Origin of the sequence: Subtercola sp. PAMC28395 (assembly GCF_018889995.1) — a bacterium.
In the GTDB taxonomy this organism is placed as follows: domain Bacteria; phylum Actinomycetota; class Actinomycetes; order Actinomycetales; family Microbacteriaceae; genus Subtercola.
Genome location: NZ_CP076547.1, coordinates 1,763,250 through 1,779,028, shown reverse-complemented (window position 1 = coordinate 1,779,028; position 15,779 = coordinate 1,763,250). Strand labels below are relative to the sequence as shown.

General features: G+C 65.4%; 14 protein-coding genes. 6 read left to right on the top strand and 8 right to left on the bottom strand.

The features are described 5' to 3' along the window. Positions 1 to 243: 243 nt before the first annotated feature. The 3 genes from uraH to KPL76_RS08230 are packed head-to-tail and all read right to left on the bottom strand — an operon-like array spanning position 244 to position 2,193. On the bottom strand, positions 244 to 588 hold the full coding sequence (uraH, locus tag KPL76_RS08240; protein WP_216332178.1) for a hydroxyisourate hydrolase: 345 nt from the start codon (positions 586 to 588) through the stop codon (positions 244 to 246). Then, a complete protein-coding gene (gene uraD, locus KPL76_RS08235; RefSeq protein WP_216332172.1) occupies positions 585 to 1,136 on the bottom strand; it encodes a 2-oxo-4-hydroxy-4-carboxy-5-ureidoimidazoline decarboxylase in 552 nt (183 codons plus the stop codon). The genes uraH and uraD overlap by 4 nt, the downstream gene beginning before the upstream one ends. A gap of 34 nt (positions 1,137 to 1,170) precedes the next feature. Beyond that, a complete protein-coding gene (locus KPL76_RS08230; RefSeq protein WP_216332170.1) occupies positions 1,171 to 2,193 on the bottom strand; it encodes a LacI family DNA-binding transcriptional regulator in 1,023 nt (340 codons plus the stop codon). A gap of 160 nt (positions 2,194 to 2,353) precedes the next feature. On the opposite strand from KPL76_RS08230, the gene KPL76_RS08225 reads away from it, so the two are divergent. From KPL76_RS08225 to KPL76_RS08200, 6 genes are all read left to right on the top strand, one after another. Further along, positions 2,354 to 4,423 (top strand): beta-galactosidase, encoded by a 2,070-nt coding sequence (locus tag KPL76_RS08225; protein ID WP_216332168.1) that lies wholly within the window; start codon positions 2,354 to 2,356, stop codon positions 4,421 to 4,423. Positions 4,424 to 4,438: 15 nt separating this feature from the next. Beyond that, positions 4,439 to 5,371 (top strand): carbohydrate ABC transporter permease, encoded by a 933-nt coding sequence (locus tag KPL76_RS08220; protein ID WP_216332160.1) that lies wholly within the window; start codon positions 4,439 to 4,441, stop codon positions 5,369 to 5,371. Further along, entirely contained in the window at positions 5,368 to 6,285 is a 918-nt protein-coding gene (locus KPL76_RS08215) for a carbohydrate ABC transporter permease (RefSeq protein WP_216332158.1), read from the top strand. Before KPL76_RS08220 ends, KPL76_RS08215 begins: the two co-directional genes overlap by 4 nt. 92 nt (positions 6,286 to 6,377) lie before the next feature. Continuing rightward, positions 6,378 to 7,712, top strand: coding sequence for an ABC transporter substrate-binding protein (locus KPL76_RS08210; protein ID WP_216332156.1), 1,335 nt, complete (start codon positions 6,378 to 6,380; stop codon positions 7,710 to 7,712). A gap of 71 nt (positions 7,713 to 7,783) precedes the next feature. Then, the gene (locus KPL76_RS08205) at positions 7,784 to 9,829 is read left to right on the top strand and encodes an alpha-galactosidase (RefSeq protein WP_253201956.1); all 2,046 of its coding nucleotides are present in this window, start codon (positions 7,784 to 7,786) and stop codon (positions 9,827 to 9,829) included. A 30-nt stretch (positions 9,830 to 9,859) separates the two neighbouring features. Next, the gene (locus KPL76_RS08200; RefSeq protein WP_216332154.1) at positions 9,860 to 10,534 is read left to right on the top strand and encodes an NTP transferase domain-containing protein; all 675 of its coding nucleotides are present in this window, start codon (positions 9,860 to 9,862) and stop codon (positions 10,532 to 10,534) included. On the opposite strand, the gene KPL76_RS08195 is transcribed toward KPL76_RS08200, so the two are convergent. The 5 genes from KPL76_RS08195 to KPL76_RS08175 all read right to left on the bottom strand — a co-directional run bounded on the left by KPL76_RS08195 (position 10,489) and on the right by KPL76_RS08175 (position 15,613). After that, the gene (locus tag KPL76_RS08195) at positions 10,489 to 11,796 is read right to left on the bottom strand and encodes an RNA polymerase sigma factor (protein WP_253201955.1); all 1,308 of its coding nucleotides are present in this window, start codon (positions 11,794 to 11,796) and stop codon (positions 10,489 to 10,491) included. The two genes, KPL76_RS08200 and KPL76_RS08195, sit on opposite strands and share 46 nt — an antisense overlap. Further along, positions 11,793 to 12,143: a YciI family protein gene (locus KPL76_RS08190; RefSeq protein ID WP_216332150.1), complete on the bottom strand. Its 351-nt coding sequence runs from the start codon at positions 12,141 to 12,143 to the stop codon at positions 11,793 to 11,795. Before KPL76_RS08190 ends, KPL76_RS08195 begins: the two co-directional genes overlap by 4 nt. Before the next feature lie 151 nt (positions 12,144 to 12,294). Further along, positions 12,295 to 13,176, bottom strand: a complete 882-nt coding sequence (locus KPL76_RS08185; RefSeq protein WP_253201954.1) for a MurR/RpiR family transcriptional regulator — start codon at positions 13,174 to 13,176, stop codon at positions 12,295 to 12,297. Next, positions 13,173 to 14,447, bottom strand: a complete 1,275-nt coding sequence (locus KPL76_RS08180; protein ID WP_253201953.1) for an allantoate amidohydrolase — start codon at positions 14,445 to 14,447, stop codon at positions 13,173 to 13,175. Before KPL76_RS08180 ends, KPL76_RS08185 begins: the two co-directional genes overlap by 4 nt. Beyond that, entirely contained in the window at positions 14,447 to 15,613 is a 1,167-nt protein-coding gene (locus KPL76_RS08175; RefSeq protein ID WP_371733883.1) for an alanine--glyoxylate aminotransferase family protein, read from the bottom strand. Before KPL76_RS08175 ends, KPL76_RS08180 begins: the two co-directional genes overlap by 1 nt. Between the last annotated feature and the right edge of the window lie 166 nt (positions 15,614 to 15,779).

Here is a 15,779-nt window from a genome sequence, read left to right as displayed (position 1 = left end):
TGAAGCGTCGCCAAGAAGACCCGAACCGACTGTTGCGGGAGTGGTTTTACATCTTACGCTCGCAAGCAGAGATTCCCTAAGGAATGTGTTGCTTGTTTGCGGGGGATGGCCCCCACTTGAGGCCCGGAAGCTCTGCGGCTTTCCGGCACCTTTGGGGTGACGAGTAGTTACTCTATGGGGGATTCGGCGATGATGCAAATCGAGCGGCTGACGCCCGGAATCATGCGCCACAACCGGCGTGTCTCAGCTGCCGCGATAGGTCGAGTAGGCAAACGGACTCAGCAGGAGAGGGATGTGATAGTGCTCGCCCGGGTTCGCGAGCTCGAAGGAGATGGTCACTTCGGGGTACATCGTCTCCCTGTGCTGCGTACCGAAGTAGGCACCGGTGTCGAATGTCACCCGGTAGAGGCCGGCGGGGAGAGCAACGGGGCCGAGCGCGGTTGCGCGACCGTCGGCATCGGTGATGGCAGAGGCGACGGGCATCCACGCGCCGTCGGTTCGCGATTCGAGAACCAGCTCTACTCCCCCGGCCGGCCTGCCTGTGGTCGAGTCGAGCACATGAGAGGTCACATGGCTGCGTTCGGTCATTTCTGCATCTCCTGGCTCTGCATCTCCTGGCTCTGCATCCCTTGGCTCGGTGACGACTCTGCTGCCAGCTCGCCTGCGACCGCCCGGAGCCGAAGCATGGTGATGTCCCGCAGTTCACTGGCGACGATGCCGACTTCAGTCTCGGGGTCGAGCTCGAGGCGACGGGTCAGTTCGCCGAGGATCTCGGCGCGGGAGCGACCTTTGGCTCTGACCAGGAAGACGCGACCGAATCGCTGTTCATAGACGGCGTTACCGCGCGCGACGGCGGCATTGACCTCGGCATCTTCTGCGTCAGCCGACGACTGCTCTGACTTCGAGAAGGCCTGGGCCGCGCCCTGCCCTGCGTGCTTCTCACCGATTCGTGGATGATCGGCGAGAGCTTCGTCGATCTCAGACTCGGTGAGGGGAGTGGCGGACATGCTCGCCACCTCGAGGAACTGCTCTTCCGAGTCGTACGGCGCCGCCGCCGAAACGTCGTCTACCCATCGATCGACGTTCAGACAGCTGCGCAGTAGGGCGCGGAGTTCGTCGGGCGGCAGATTCAGCACAGAAGCCTCCTACCTTCAGTTGATCGGCCCGACTTCACGCGGAATCTCGCCAGACAATCGAGGTCTCGAGGAGACTTCCGAGCGGGGATGGCACCGAGCCCTCCAGCTGCGAGAGAACACTCCGCGCAGCCATCATGCCGAGCGCTTCGGCGGGCTGGCGAACGGTCGAGAGCAGTGGCTGGCAGCGGAGTGCCCAGGAGCTGTCGTCGAAGCCGACGACGCCAACATCTTCGGGTACTCGGCGCCCGGCCTCACGCAGGGCATACAGCGCTCCGGCGGCGATGGCGTCGGACGCAGCGAACACTCCGTCGATTGCGGGATCCCGTTCCAGGAGTTGCCGCATGCCAGTGACTCCGGCATCGTACGAGTAGAGCGGGAAGTCGACAACCAGTGACGGGTCGAAGGCCGGACCGAGAGCCTGGGTGAACCCGGCGAGGCGGTCCTGGCCGGAGTCGCGGTCAAGAGCACTGGCGATCATGCCGATGCGGGACCTCCCCGTCTGCATGAGCCGGGAGGTGATCGCCTTCGCTGCCGCGACGTTGTCGATGCCGACGAATGCCATGCCGTCGACATCGATCGGATGCCCGACAACCGATGCGGGAAGCCCCATCTTCGCCACAGCTCGCGCGATGGGGTCCCCGGCCCGTGCGGAGATGATGACGACGCCGTCGACGAAGCCGCCGCGCAGGTACTCTGCCACCCGGCTGCTGTCGCGATCGGAATCGATGACGAGGGAGACGAGCTGGTAGTCGGCGGCCGAGAGGACCGCATTCGTGCCCAGGAGGATCGCGCCGATGTTCGGGTCTTCAAGAAAGAGCGAATGAGGTTCGAGAACAATCAAACCGATGGCGTGCGATCGTTGTGTCTTGAGATTCCGCGCGGCGGTGTTCCGCACGTAACCGACTTTCTCGATAGCGGCTTCGACCACGGCACGCGCTTCGTCAGAGACGTAGGGTTCGCCGTTCATCACCCGTGACACGGTGCCCCGCGACATTCCGGCCTCCGCAGCGACGTCGTGGATCGTCGCTCGACGCAACCGCCCCTCATGCGAAGACATGCCCCCCACTGTACCGGCAGCGAGAGGCCTCGCTTTCGCGCCTCGCCCCAGGTGAGAAAGCGTGTTTCGGATGAAGCAGTTGACATCGAACCGCAAGCGTGTTTACTCTGGGAACGTTCACAGGCCCACGGCTCTGGGAACGTTCACAGAAACCGGACCAATGACGATCGAGGCAGAGTTGACAGTGCAGACCGACGATGTGCGCACGAGCGTGGGCAGCTCTCACGACGCTGCCTTGCTGGAGTTCGGGTGCGACTACAACCCCGAGCAGTGGCCGCGCGAGGTCTGGGCCGAAGACATGCGACTCATGCGCGAGGCCGGAGTGAACCTCGTCGCCATCAACATCTTCGGGTGGGCCAGCATTCAGCCGAAGGAGAGCGAATTCGACTTCGAGGCTCTCGACGCGATCATCGAACTGCTTCACCAGAACCACATCGGAGTGAACCTCGGTACGGGCACATCCTCTCCTCCGCCCTGGCTGAGCACGAAGCATCCGGAGATCCTGCCCGTCGTCGATGACGGCACCACCCGATGGCCGGGAGGCCGGCAGGCCTGGTGCCCGAGCTCACCGGTGTTCCGGCGATATGCCTTCGCCCTGACCGAGGCAGTTGCGATCCGTTACGGTCAGCACCCTGCTGTGAAGCTCTGGCATGTGTCGAACGAGCTCGGTTGTCACAACGCGTACTGCTTCTGCGATGTCTCTGCCGGCGCATTCCGGCGCTGGCTGATCGCGCGGTATGCCACCCTCGATTCGCTGAACACGGCGTGGGGCACAGCGTTCTGGAGCCAGCGCTACTCGGATTGGTCAGAGATCCTGCCGCCGAGGCTCACTCTCTCAACCTCGAACCCGACCCAGCAACTGGACTTCGACCGATTCAGTTCAGACGAATTGCTCTCGTACTACATCGGCGAGGCCGAGATCCTGCGGCGGCACTCGAGCGCACCGGTGACGACCAACTTCATGGTCACTGCCCACATCACGAGCCAGGACTACTGGCAGTGGGCCCCGCACGTCGACATCGTCGCGAACGACCACTATCTGGACCACCGCCTTGCCTCTCCACTGCACGAACTGAGCTTCGCCGCCGACGCGACTCGAGGGCTTGCTCTCGGTTCGCCGTGGATTCTCATGGAACAGTCGGTGGGTGCCGTGAACTGGCAGCCGCGCAATCTCGCCAAGGTGCCCGGGGAGATGATGCGCAATTCGCTCACTCACGTGGCACGCGGGGCCGACGGCGTCTGCTTCTTCCAATGGCGGGCATCGATCCAGGGAAGCGAGAAATTCCACTCGGCTATGCTTCCGCACGCCGGCGAGGGCAGCGAGAAGTTCTCCGAGGTGCTCGAACTGGGTGCAGCACTGCAGGCCCTGAAGGAGATCCGCGGTTCGCGGGTCGTCTCCCAGGTCGCGCTGGTCTTCAGCTGGGAGGCGTGGTGGGCTACCGACCTGGATTCCCGCCCCTCGGAGGACGTGCGCTACATCGACCAGGTTCACCGCGTCTACACCGCACTCTGGGAACTCGGCGTGACGGTCGACGTCGTGCAGCCCGGTGCCGACCTCTCCGCTTATGCTCTCGTCGTCGTTCCGTGCCTCTATCTGGTGACGGATCGCCAAGCCCAGGTCATTGAGGACTACGCCAGCTCGGGTGGACACGTCGTCGTGACCTTCTTCAGCGGCATCGTCGATGAGGACGACCGGGTGCGTCTGGGCGGCTACCCCGGCGCATTCCGTGAGCTTCTCGGTGTCTCGAGCGAAGAGTTCCAGCCGCTGGCGGGTGACGAGAGTCGTGCTCTCAGCAGCGGAGCACGAGGACACGTCTGGACAGAGGTGACCTCACTCCGCGGCGCCGAGACCGTAGCGTCGTACGAGTCGGGTTCGCTCGCCGGCCGGCCCGCCGTCACACGCAACTCCTTCGGCGAGGGCGTGGGGTGGTACCTGGGCACGCAGCTCGACGCTGAGGGCCTGACACAATTCTTGGCGACGGTCGTGGCCGAGGCAGGCGTTCACGCGATCGCACCGACTCGCGGCGAAGACGTCGAGGTGGTCATCCGTCGCTCGGACGACAATGACTATGTGTTCGTCATCAACCACGGCGACGCCGAAGCCGAACTTCCCGCGCAGGGATTTGAACTGCTTCATTCCTCTGCCGTCGACGGCGCACTCACGGTGCCGCCCGGCGAAGTGCGGGTCGTGCGCACTGCACACTCCCCCAACTACGACACCGTGAGCTAGAGAGAGGCACGATCCATGACAGCGACGTCACCCCCTGCACCGGCACGGCGCGGGGCCCCCACGACGCCGGGCGCTCCCCGAAAAGGGCTGCGCCATTGGCGAGCGATTCTGGTCTTCATTGCCCCATTCGGCATTCTGTATGTGCTCTTCTACATCGTTCCGATTCTGTATGCGGTGTACCAGTCGCTGCTCACCGTTCAACGCTCGGGGACGTACGGCAAGGCGACTGAAGTCTTCGGGGGCCTGACGCAGTACGTGCAGGTCTTTCAGAACAGCGACTTCTGGACCTCGGTTCTGCGGGTACTGCTCTTCGGAATCGTGCAGGTGCCGGTGATGCTCGGGCTCGCTCTGCTGTTCGCCCTGTTGCTGGACTCTCCGCTGGTGAAGGGCAAGAAGTTCTTTCGGCTCGCATACTTCATGCCGTACGCGATTCCGGGCGTGATCGCCGCCATCATGTGGGGCTTCCTCTACTCCCCCTCGCTGTCGCCGTTCTCTGCAGTGACCAGCTCCGTACCGTTCCTGTCGGGCAATCTTGTTCTCTGGTCCATCGCCAACATCGTGACGTGGGTGTACATCGGCTACAACATGCTGATCATCTACTCTTCGCTGCTGTCGATCCCGACCGAGATCTACGAAGCAGCGAAGCTCGACGGGGCCAACAACTGGCAGGTTGCGTGGCAGATCAAGATTCCGCTGGTGATCCCCGCGATCATCCTGACGGCGATCTTCTCGATCATCGGCACACTGCAGCTGTTGGCAGAGCCGCAGACGCTTCGGAGCTTCAGCTCAGCGATCAGCAGCACCTACACGCCGAACCTCGCGGTCTATACGACCGCTTCGGTGCCGAACTACAACCTCGCAGCAGCGTTCTCGGTGGTGCTCGCGCTGGCCACTTTCGCGCTCTCATTCGTGTTCCTGAAAGTCACCCAGAGGAGAGCCTTCGCATGAGTACTGCAACAGCAAGAAAGGCATCGCCCCGCGACGCAGGCCTCACGCCGACTCTTCGAGGAGCTGGTCGGGAGAGCATCCTCTCGCGCACCGCTGCGATGCTCATCATGGGCATCTTCACCCTGTACTTCCTGATCCCCATCTTCTGGCTCCTCGTCTCGGCGACGAAGACCCAGGACCAGTTCACCTCGACGGCACCGTTGTGGTTCACCCCGGAGGCGATCCCGAACTTCATCTCGAACATCGGGCGACTGTTCAGCTACGACGACAACGTCTTCATCAAGTGGATCGTCAACAGCGTTCTGTATGCGGGTCTTGGGGCATTCGTGAGCACCATCATCGCCTCGATGTGCGGCTACGCCCTGGCAAAATACGGGTTCAGGGGCCGGGAGGCCGTCTTCAACGTCGTGCTCAGCGGAGTACTCGTGCCGGCGACGGCACTCGCCCTCCCGCTGTTTCTCATCTTCAGCAAGATCCAGCTGACGAACACCTTCTGGGCGGTCTTCCTGCCGAGCATCGTGAGCCCGTTCGGGGTGTACCTGGCCAGAATCTACGCTGCGTCGAGTGTTCCCGACGAGTTGCTCGAAGCCGCGAGACTCGACGGCTCAGGGGAACTGCGCACCTTCTTCACGGTGGCAGCGCGTCTCATGGCCCCCGCGCTCGTGACGATCTTCCTCTTTCAGTTCGTGGCCATCTGGAACAACTTCTTTCTGCCGCTGATCATGCTCCGTGATCAGACACTCTTTCCCGTGACCCTCGGACTCTATGCCTGGAACAGCCAGATCAGTCAGATTCCCGAGCTGCGTTCCCTGGTCATCGTCGGTGCGTTCGTCTCGATCGTGCCATTGATCATCGCCTTCCTGAGCCTGCAACGGTTCTGGAGCGGTGGGCTGGCTGCCGGCAGCGTCAAGTAGGCGACGCCAAAGACAGCACGTTCACCACAACACCCGCCCCGATCATCCGATCCCGGCACCTCTCTTGCATTCACCACAGATAGGAAAGTCACATGCAACGAAAAATCATGGCAGCGGCCACGCTTGTGGCGGTTGCCTCGACTCTCGCACTCGCGGGTTGTTCGTCGTCATCGTCAAGCACGGATTCCGCTTCGACAGCGTCGTCGTGTGCGCCCTCGGGCGGCAAGGTCAACCTCACGTACACCTCCTGGGTTCCCGGAATGGACAAGGTCGTCGACCTCTGGAACCAGAAGAACCCCGACATCCAGGTGACGGTGCAGACCGGGCCCAACGGAAACAGCGGCACATACCAGAACTTCTTCAACGAGATCAAGGCCGGCAATGCCCCCGACCTCGGCCAGATCGAGTACGACGCACTCCCGAACTTCCGGGTGCAGAACGGTCTCGTCGACATCTCGTCGTGCGCGAACGTCACTGACTCGAAGAGCAAGTTCATCGACTTCACCTGGAAGCAGGTCACCCTCGGAGATGCCAAGGGGGTCTATGCGATTCCGCAGGACTCCGGCCCGATCGCGATGTACTACCGCAAGGATCTCTTCGACGCGGCCGGCATCCCCGTGCCCACCACCTGGGACGAGTACGCCGCAGATGCCGCGAAGATCAAGGCGCTCGGCTCGTACATCACGAACTTCCCGAAGTCCGACGTCAACTGGTTCGCCGGAATGGTCTGGCAGAACGGTGGCGACTGGTTCAAGAACGACGGCAGCAACTGGACCGTCGACCTGACCAGCGCCAAGAGCACGCAGGTCGCCGACTACTGGCAGAAGCTGATCTCTGCCGGCGAGGTCTCGAAGCTCGCCTCCTTCTCGGACGAGTGGAACAACTCGTTCAACACCGGCCAGCAGTGGACCTGGATCTCGGCCGTCTGGGGTGCAACCACCCTCTCGAGCGGAGCACCCGACACCGCGGGCAAGTGGGCCGTTGCACCGATGCCGCAGTGGACGTCGGGCGGAAAGGCTGCGGGCGACTGGGGCGGATCATCCACCGCCGTGCTCACCGGATCGAAGCACCCGTACGAAGCCGCACAGTTCGCTCTGTGGCTGAACACCGACCCTGACGCTCTCGCGCTTGAGAACAAGCTCGGCGGGCTCTACCCGGCAGCGACGGCCGGCGCCGACCTGCCGGCGTTCCAGTCGGGATCGGACTTCTACGGCGGTCAGAAGATCTACGATGTGTTCAAGACGGCGGCAGCGCAGGTCAACCCCGACTTCACCTGGGGCCCGACCATGACGCAGACGTACACCGACGTCTCCGACGGGTTCGGCACGGCGCTGAGCGGCGGCGGAACCCTTGACGACGCACTGAAGGTCGGGCAGGACAAGACCATCGCTGCCCTCAAGGCCCAGTCCATTCCAGTGAACGGATAACACCGATCAACTCGCTCATCCACCTCAGCTCCCCGGGTGTCAGCCTTGTGCTTGACGCCCGGGGAGCCGGCGTGCCACACATCGTTCACTGGGGAGCTGCGCTCGGCGTCGTCGACGATGCCGCGCTCCGGGCCCTGGCCGACTCGCAAGCCGCGGCCATAGCCCCGAGTTCGATCGATGCGCCCCCTCTTCTTTCGTTGCTTCCCCTTCCCAGCGAGGGCTGGGGAGGCCAGCCCGGTCTCACCGGCCACAGAATAAGCGGACCGACGGCACCGAGCTTCACCCTTGTGGGCGTGCGGCGCCCCCATACCGACGCGGTGATCATCGATCTGGATGACCGGCTCACCGGCCTCGCCGCCTCGATCTCCCTGCGACTCAGCGAACACTCCCTCCTGCACGTCTCGGCGACGGTCACGAACACCGCCGAGGAGCCGTTCGAACTCGGCTCCCTCCGTCTCACGCTCCCGCTCCCCGACCGGGCGAGCGAAGTGCTCGATTTCTCGGGCTACTGGTCGCACGAGCGCCAGCCACAACGCCGCGCCCTCGCCCACGGCTCCTGGAGCCGGCAGAACCGCCACGGTCGAACGGGCCATGACAGCCCGCTGCTGAGCACCATCGGCACGCCCGGCTTCGGCTTTCGCCATGGCCAGGTGTGGGGCATCCATCTCGCCTTCAGCGGCGACCAGGAGGTCACCGTCGAGGCCCTGGCGACTGGCCAGAGTGCCGCGTCGGCCGGTGAACTGTTGCGGCCTGGCGAAATCCGCCTCGCCTCGGGTGAGAGCTACTCGACCCCCGGGCTGGTCGCGGGCTTCTCGTCCCAGGGCCTCGATGCGATGTCTGCACAGTTCCACGCCGAATCACGGGCCCAGCACCAGCTCTCGGCCCGGCCTGTCGTGCTCAACACCTGGGAGGCCGTCTACTTCGACCACCGTCTCGACCGCCTCGTCGAACTCGCCGAGCTGGGGGCGCGTGTCGGCGTCGAACGATTCGTGCTCGATGACGGCTGGATGACCGGCAGAACGGATGACCGGCGAGCGCTCGGGGACTGGACCGTCGACCGAGAGAGGTGGCCCAACGGGCTGCACCCCCTGGTATCCCGCGTACACGAACTCGGCATGGACTTCGGGCTCTGGATCGAGCCCGAGATGGTGAGCCTCGACTCCGACCTCGCCCACGAGCATCCGGACTGGGTACTGCGCGACAGCGCCGGTCGTCTGCCGCAACCCTGGCGACACCAGTATGCCCTCGACCTCGGAAACCCTGCGGCCTTCGCGAACATTCTCGCCCAGCTGTGCGCGCTGCTCGACGAATACCCGATTGCGTTCTTCAAGTGGGACCAGAATCGCGACCTGCTCGCCGGTTCGTCGCACCGGCAGACGAGTGCCAGTTACCGGCTGATGGATGAGCTGCGGGCGCGCTACCCGCAGCTGGAGATCGAGTCGTGCTCGTCGGGTGGCGGCCGTGTCGACCTCGGTGTGCTGCAGCGCACCGACCGCGTATGGCCGAGCGACACCAACGACCCCCTGCAGCGGCAGGGCATCCAGCGGTTCACCTCGCTACTGCTGCCGCCTGAGCTGATCGGCTCGCACCTGGGCGCTGCAACCGCCCACACGACCGGGCGCACGACGGAGCTCGGCTTCCGGCTCGCCACCGCGTTCTTCTGCTCGGCAGGCATCGAGTGGGATCTGACGCTCGCGAGCGAGGACGAGCTGCGTTCGATCACAACCTGGATCGCTGCCTTCAAGGCGAACCGTGCGTTGCTTCACTCAGGCGTGGTGGTACGGGCCGACGCCGTGGACCCTGCGGTGCAGGTGCACGGCGTGGTCGCCGAGGATCGCAGAACAGCCGTGTTTGCGCTGGTGGTCGAAACCGCCCCGCGCAGCGCGCTCGTGGGGACGGCACGCTTTCCCGGCCTGGACCCGGATGCTCTGTACACCGTCGAGCCGCTCGATCTCGGCGCTGCCCCGCACTACGTGCAGGATGCCCCACCCGCATGGCTCGCTCGCGGCTCCGTGACGCTCAGCGGCCGGATGCTCAGCGAAGTCGGCCTGCCGATGCCTCTGCTCGTGCCCCAACAGGCCCTGGTGCTGACGGTGCGTGCCGCGAGCCCAGAATGACGAAGCGGAGTCTGCAGATACGATGAGCCGATGAGCCGAGCAGCAAGCGAATCAGCTTCGGCGCGGGTGGCCGGCCTCGTTCTCGCGGCCGGCGCAGGCCGGCGGTTCGGGGGCCCCAAAGCGCTCGCTCGCACCGCCGCCGGCGAGGCCTGGGTAGGGCGCAGCGTTCGCACACTTCAGGCGGCCGGATGCTCACCCATCGTCATCGCAGTCGGTGCCGGTGCCGCCGATGCTGAGGCCGTGATCGGCGAAGCGTTCGGCGCTGACATGGACGTGCGGACCGTGGTGGTCGATGACTGGGCGTCGGGTATGGCCGTGTCGTTGCGTGCAGGTATCGCGGAGCTTGCCTCTTGCGGAGCCGTGGAAACGGGCGTGATCGTGACGCTCGTGGACCTGCCAGGGCTTCCCGCGGAAGCAGTCGAGCGCGTGATCGCCCGGGCACTCGACACCCGCGAACCCCAGCGCGCCCTGGTTCAGGCTACGTATTCCGGTGTGCCCGGGCATCCGGTGTTCATCGGGCTGAAGCACTGGGAAGAGCTGGCCGCCGGATTGACGGGCGACGCCGGTGCGAAGAACTATCTCGCCGGGCACGGTGCCGTGGCGGCCGAGTGCGGCGAGCTGTGGGACGGGAACGACGTCGACTACAGCGAGACTTCCGACTACAGCGGGACTTCCGACGAGGTCGCACCCGGCACAGGCGGATAGCGCCGACGAAGCAGACGGCGCTGCGGCTCGGAGTCGGTGAGCTCGAGAGCCCGCTGTGCGGCGACCGAGGCATCGGCGGCCGCGCCCCGGCGAGCCAGGAGCTCTGCGCGGGTGGCGTGGAACCAGAAGTACGAGTCGAGCCCGACCAGCGCATCGACATCGGCCAGCGCCTCCCCAGGAGAACCGCTCTCCGCCAGGGCTGCTGCCCGGTTCAACTTCACAACCGGATTGGGGTCGATCGTGGCGAGAACGTCATACCAGCGCAGAATCGCGGGCCAGTCGGTCTCCGCGGGGTCTGCAGCCAGAGCGTGGCACCCGGCGATTGCCGCCGTCACGGCGAATCGTTCGGGGTGACGAGGGCTGTGCGTGATGGCGGCGGCGGCCAGCGCCAGCCCCTCGTTGATGAGGGCTGTGTTCCAGAGCGCGCGATCCTGGTCGGCCAGCAGCACGACGTCTCCGTTCGCGTCGAAGCGGGATGCTCGACGCGAGTGCTGGAGGAGCATGGTCGCGAGAAGACCTTCGACCGCTGGGGAGCCAGGCAACAGAACGGTGAGCAGGCGGCCGAGACGGATCGCCTCGTCGGCCAGCGCGCTGCGCAGCGCCGGCCCGTCGGAGAGCGAGGCGTACCCCTCGCTGAAGAGGAGATAGACCGTTGTCGTGACGCCGTCGACTCTCTCGGGAAGCTCGTCGGGGCGGGGCACGACGTAGGGAATGCCTGCCTTGGCGATCTTCGTGCGCGCACGCGTCAGCCGTTTGGCCATCGTCTGCTCAGAGGCGAGAAGGGAGCGGGCGACTTCGGCAACGGTGAGTCCACAGAGCACGCGCAGACTGAGCGCGACCTGGGCCTCGGTCGAGAGGGCGGGGTGGCAGCAGGTGAAGATGAGTCGCAGCTGGTCGTCTTCGAGATCGTGGGGTGCATCATCCGGAGCCGTGAGGGCACTCATGATGGTCGCCTGCCGTTCTTTATCGAAACGGGATCTCTCTCGGCGGAGGATGTCGATGGCGCGTCGCTTCGCTGCAACGAACAGCCAGGCGCCCGGGTTCTCCGGCACGCCGTCGCGGGCCCAGACCTCTAAGGCTCGCAGCGACGCGTCCTGCACGGCGTCTTCGGCCAGCGCGAGGTCGCCGAGTTGACGAGTGAGGGTCGCGACGACGCGACGCCCTTCGCCACGGAGGAACTCGGCGAGCGCCAGGTCGGCGGATCGGAGAGGAGCACTGCTCGTCACCGACCCGCCGCTCGGGGTGGTATCGCCGGTCGTCACGACATGAGGGGAAGTACCGGCCTGACTTCGATTGCCCCGTTCCATGCGCCGGGAATCGCGGCGGCGTGGCGGATCGCCTCATCGAGGTCTGCGCATTCGAGCAGGTAGAAGCCGGTGAGCGCCTCTTTGGTCTCGGCGTAGGGGCCGTCGCTCAGCACGACGTCCCCGCCTTTGCCTCCCTTGACCGTGACGGTGGTCGCCGTCGCCGTGGGGTAGAGCGCAGCGCCGCCCCGGATGACCGCGGCAGCGCCTTCAGCGAAGGCCATGTACTCCTTCGTCTCGTCAGCGTATTCGGGCAGCGACCAGTCGACGTCGGCTGAGTAGATGATGGCAGCGTAGAGAGGCATGAGTACTCCTGGGGTTCGGTCGAGTCAGCCCGGATGGCTGGCTCTACTGTAGGAACGAATGGAGCCCCTCCGAAAGGACACAGAGGGAAGAAAACTCGTGGCGGGCAGAAAATACTCCGATTCGGGCCGTGGGCACAAGGCGAGAGGTTACTCAGACCGTCGGCTCGAGCTCCCCCAGGTCGCCGTAGAGCCGGTTGATCGACGAGATGCGCTTTCGACTGCCTGTTGCAGCGACCCCGAGCGTCTCGCTCGCCAACAGGGCGACCAGACTGTTCGCCGCCGCGTAACTGTCGAGGGCCGACACACTGTCGACAGGGCAGTCGAGCCAGACGCTCGCATCGTCGGCGAACCGGGCCGCGGAGGAATCGGCGATCAACACCACGGGAACGTTGCGGTGCCGCACCGCATCCACCACCCGGGCGAATCCGCTGGGCCTGCGCCGGAAGCCTACGATCACCACGGCGTCGCCTGGCCCGAGACCGGCAAGTTCCTCCCCGATCGACTGCGCGGGCTGGGGCGCGAGCCGAACGTCGTCGAGCCCCTGGATGAGCTGTTGGCGCAGGTGGAGTGCCACCGGATAGGAATTTCGCAGGCCGATCACGACAACACGGCGTGCTGCGGCGAGAATGCGTGCAGCTTCGGTGACCCTGCCATCGGTGACAGCGTGAAGTGCGGTGCGGATGTTCGACAGCTCCTGCTCGATGTGCGCGTGCAGGGCAGCAGTGGCACCGTCAGGCAGACTCCGCGTCTCCGGCTCACCGATCGAGATGCCGCCGATCGGCACACCCTGGTTGCGAAGCGCCCTGGCGTGGTCGCGCACCTCCTGGGCATCGCTGAAACCGAGGCTGCGGAAGAGTCGGGAGACCGTTGCCTTCGACACTCCGCTGAGTCGCGCGAGTTCCGACGCGTTGTAGACGGCAAGGTCGGCGAGGTGATCGAGGATGAAGTCCGCTGCGCGCTGTTCCTGCGGCGAGAGGTCTCCGTACGACTCGTCGATGCGCTGGCCGATCGGTGCGGCGGGGGCCAGGGTCACGGGGTCGCACCTGCCAGCGCGAGCACGGCGGACTCGAACGCGTCGGTGGCGCTGGCGACGTCGACGTCGGTGACGTGCTCGTCGGGGTGATGGCTCACTCCCCCGCGACACCGGATGAACAGCATCGCGATTTCGGTGAGATCGCCGACAGCCATTCCGTCGTGACCCGCACGGCTCAGCAGAAGCTGGGCATCAGCTTGGCCGGTTGCGGCGATTCCGGCGGCGATGGCTTTGCGCAGGCCGGGGCTGCAGGCGACTGCTGGGGCATTGTGCGTCTGGCGGATGTCGAGAGTCAGCCCGCGGGAGTGACAGATCTGCGTCACTTCATGAGACAGCCGATCGAAGACGTCGTCTCGTTCGGTATCTAGTTCTGCGCGCAGGTCGAGACTCAGTTCGACGCGTCCCGGAATGACGTTGACCGCGTTCGGAAAGACCTCGAGGTGCCCGACTGTCGCAATGAGACCGGCATCGCGGGCCGAGCGCTCGATGAGCGTGATGATCTCGCTGGCCCCTGCAAGCGCATCGTGACGACGATCGAACGGTGTGCCAGAGTGGCCGGCCTGGCCCGTCACCGTGATGGCGAAGCGCCGGGCTCCGGCGATGGAGGAGACGATTCCGAGTGCGTGGTCGGCTTCCTCCAGGTACGGGCCCTGTTCGATGTGCGCCTCGAGGTAACCGATGAGATCGTCTGCAACCCTGGCCGCATCGCCGATCTTCGCGGCGTCGAGCCCGAAGGCCCGGTAGGCATCACGGAGGGAGATTCCGTCGGCATCGCTGAGGTCGAGCCAGTCCGGGTCGAAGGTACCGGCGAGCGCACGGGAGCCGAGGAGTGCGCGGCCGAACCGGGTGCCTTCTTCGTCGCCGAACGCCACCACCTCGAGGGCGAAGGGCAGCTCTGTGCCTCTGCTGTGCAGGCGGTCGACCACGGCGATCGCGATGAGCACCCCGAGGATACCGTCGTAGCGACCGGCCGAGGGAACGGTGTCGAGGTGCGAGCCGAGGAGAAGCGCAGGCAGGCCCGGAACGTGCCCCTCGAGTCGCCCGCACTGGTTGCCGGCGGCGTCCTGCCAGGTGTGCATGCCTGCCTCGATCATCCACTGGGCTGCCAGAGCGTTGACCGCCCGGTGTTCGTTCGAGAGGTAGACCCGGTTGATCAGCCCGCCGGGAAGGGTGCTGTGGGCGGCCAGCTCGTCGCAGCGCGCCAGAATCGAGAGCGCGCTGGTGCGGTCGATCGCCGCGCAGGGTGCGGGTGCACTCCGGCCCTGCTGCACTAGAGCGCCAGGCTCTCGGCCAGAGTCGGCGTGGCCTGCGGCTCGGCAACAGCCGCGTCGACCACGGACTCGCTGGCGTAGAAGTCATACGCGGCACCGACGCCAGAACCTCCGACGACGTTTGCCCCGGCACGCCGCAGCACCTGCTCGAGCGCGGCGAGCGTCGTGAGCACGGTGTCTTTGCGGGCGTTGTACCCCATCGTTCCGATGCGCCAGACCTTGCCGTGCAGGGGGCCGAAACTCGTACCGATCTCGATGCCGAAGTCATCCAGCAGTTCGCCCCGCACGGCGTCGCCGGAGACACCTTCGGGGATGAACACCGCGGTCACGTTGTTCATCTTGTGCGACTCGTCGCCGAAGATGGTGAGGCCAAGGCCGCGGAGGCCTTCGAGCATGGCCCCGCCGTGCATCCGGTGCCGCTCGACCGCCTCGTCGATACCCTCTTCGACGAGCAGGCGCGCGCACTCCCGCGAGCCGTAGAGCATGGAGGTGGCCTCGGTGTGGTGATTGAGGCGCTTGACACCCCAGTAGTCGAAGATCATGGCGAGGTCGAAGTAGTTCGAGCGGATCGGGGTCGCGGTGACCTCGTCGCCCTCTGACCGGATGCCCGCCTCGATGCTCTTTCGTGAATTGATGAGGTCGACGGCCTTCGCGGAGAAGGTGGCCGGCGCAGAGCCGGAGGGGCCGGCGAGGCACTTCTGCAGGCCGGCGGTTACGGCATCGAGGCCCCAGGCGTCGGCTTCGAACAGGTTGCCGGCGAGCGAGGCGGTGACATCGGTGTAGAAGATCACGTCGTGTTTGCGGCAGATCGCGCCCAGCTCGTCGAGGGGCTGCGCCATGGTGGTGGAGGTGTCGCCGTGCACGACCGCGAGGATCTTGGGCCGGGTCTGGATGATGGCCTGCTCGATCTGCTCCGGCCTGAAGACCGTGCCCCACTCGGCTTCGATCACGTGGACTTCTGCACCGCAGCGTTCGGCGATCTCGCGCAGGAGGTGGCCGAAACGCCCGAAGACCGGCACGAGCACGCGGTCACCCGGCTCGATCATGCTCACCATCGCGGCTTCGATGCCGGCACGGGAGGTGCCGTCGACGAGCAGCGTCTGCTCGTTCTGTGTCTTGAAGACCTGGCGGTAGAGGCCCATCGTCTCGGTCATGTAGGCCGTCATTGCGGGGTCATACTGACCCAGCAATTGGGCCGACATCGCGCGGAGAACCCGCGGGTCGGCGTTGATCGGGCCCGGGCCCATCAGCAGGCGGGGCGGCGGGTTGATGGGCAGGCTGGCGATGAGATGCTCCTTGGGGCGCTACGGGTGGGTCTGATTCATGTGTTTC

Coding starts and splice junctions, on each gene's coding strand:
- uraH (WP_216332178.1), bottom strand. CDS start 588: ATGACCGAACGCAGCCATGTGACCTCTCATGTGCTCGACTCGACCACA.
- KPL76_RS08230 (WP_216332170.1), bottom strand. CDS start 2,193: ATGTCTTCGCATGAGGGGCGGTTGCGTCGAGCGACGATCCACGACGTC.
- KPL76_RS08225 (WP_216332168.1), top strand. CDS start 2,354: ATGACGATCGAGGCAGAGTTGACAGTGCAGACCGACGATGTGCGCACG.
- KPL76_RS08220 (WP_216332160.1), top strand. CDS start 4,439: ATGACAGCGACGTCACCCCCTGCACCGGCACGGCGCGGGGCCCCCACG.
- KPL76_RS08215 (WP_216332158.1), top strand. CDS start 5,368: ATGAGTACTGCAACAGCAAGAAAGGCATCGCCCCGCGACGCAGGCCTC.
- KPL76_RS08210 (WP_216332156.1), top strand. CDS start 6,378: ATGCAACGAAAAATCATGGCAGCGGCCACGCTTGTGGCGGTTGCCTCG.
- KPL76_RS08200 (WP_216332154.1), top strand. CDS start 9,860: ATGAGCCGAGCAGCAAGCGAATCAGCTTCGGCGCGGGTGGCCGGCCTC.
- KPL76_RS08190 (WP_216332150.1), bottom strand. CDS start 12,143: ATGCCTCTCTACGCTGCCATCATCTACTCAGCCGACGTCGACTGGTCG.
- KPL76_RS08175 (WP_371733883.1), bottom strand. CDS start 15,613: ATGACGGCCTACATGACCGAGACGATGGGCCTCTACCGCCAGGTCTTC.